Consider the following 1,611-nt stretch of genomic DNA (forward strand, 5'->3'; position numbering starts at 1 on the left):
GATTTAAGAGAGAAGGCTAAGGTTGCTCAAGAAAGTGGTCAATATAATAAAATAATGGTTATAACTGATGGCGTTTTCTCAATGGATGGAGATATTGCAAAATTGCCAGAAATAGTTGAAATAGCAGAAGAATTTGATTTAATTACATATGTTGATGATGCTCACGGTTCTGGTGTTACTGGAAAAGGTGCTGGAACATGCAAACACTTTGGATTATCTCATAAAATAGATTTTCAAATAGGTACTTTATCTAAAGCTATAGGTGTTGTTGGAGGATATGTTGCTGGTTCAAAAGACCTTATTGACTGGTTAAAAGTAAGAGGTAGACCTTTCTTATTCTCAACATCTTTAACTCCTGGAGCTTCAGCTGCTTGCACAGAATCTATAAACATTCTCATGGAAAGTGATTCTTTAGTTAATAAGGTATGGGAAAATGGAAATTATTTAAAAAATGGCTTAAAATCTTTAGGCTTTAATATAGGTAATAGCGAAACACCTATAACACCCTGCATAATAGGTGATGAAACTAAAACTCAATTGTTTAGTAAAAGACTTTTAGAAGAAGGGGTTTATGCTAAGTCTATTGTCTTCCCTACAGTACCAAAGGGAACAGGAAGAGTTAGAAATATGCCAACTGCTGTTCATACAAAGGACATGTTAGATAATGCTTTAGCTATATACGAAAAAGTAGGTAAAGAGTTAGGAATAATATAAAACTTTATTTTGAAATTAATTTATAGGGGGTAAAATTTTATGAAAAAAGTCCTTATTACAGGAGCATTAGGACAAATAGGATCTGAGCTAACAGCAAAACTTAGAAAAGAGTATGGGAATGATAATATTATAGCTAGTGATATACGTTCTATTGAAAATAGTGAGGTTGTAAATAACGGAATATTTGAAACACTTGATGTTATGGATATTGACTCTATGGCTTTAATTGCAAAAAAATATAATGTAGATACTATAATTCACTTAGCTTCGCTACTTTCTGCTGTAGGTGAACAAAAACCACAATTTGCTTGGAAACTTAATATGGGCGGATTAACTAATGTTTTAGAAGTTTGTAAAGAACTTAACTGTAAATTATTCACTCCTAGTTCTATAGCTGCCTTTGGTGATAGTTCTCCTAAAAACTTAACTCCACAAGATACAATTCAAAGACCTAGTACTATGTACGGAGTAACTAAGGTTGCAGGAGAATTATTATGTGATTATTATTTTAACAAATTTGGAGTAGATACTAGAGGAGTTAGATTCCCTGGTCTAATCTCATATGTAACACCTCCTGGCGGTGGTACTACTGATTATGCTGTTGATATATATTATGAAGCCTTAAAAAATAAAAAATACGACTGCTTTATAGCTAAAGGAACTCAAATGGATATGATGTATATGCCAGATGCTCTTTCTGCTATAGTTGATTTAATTGAAGCTGATGGTTCTAAGTTAATTCATAGAAATGCCTTCAATATAACTGCTATGAACTTTGATCCTGAGGAAATTGCTAATGAAATAAAAAAACATATACCTGACTTTGAATTTGGATATAATGTAGATCCTATTCGTCAGTCAATTGCAGAATCTTGGCCTAATTCAATTGACCCATAT

Annotated in this window: 2 protein-coding genes; both read left to right on the forward strand. The window is 32.3% G+C overall.

What is annotated here, in order from left to right:
• Positions 1-714: aminotransferase class I/II-fold pyridoxal phosphate-dependent enzyme (locus tag VLM92_RS01475; protein ID WP_325274581.1), on the forward strand; the 714-nt coding region annotated here is incomplete at its 5' end.
• A gap of 39 nt (positions 715-753) precedes the next feature.
• Positions 754-1,611 (forward strand): NAD-dependent epimerase/dehydratase family protein (locus VLM92_RS01480; protein WP_325274582.1); only part of this gene is annotated, 858 nt, incomplete at its 3' end.

Origin of the sequence: Romboutsia sp., assembly GCF_035470145.1 — a bacterium.
Taxonomy (GTDB): domain Bacteria; phylum Bacillota; class Clostridia; order Peptostreptococcales; family Peptostreptococcaceae; genus Romboutsia_D.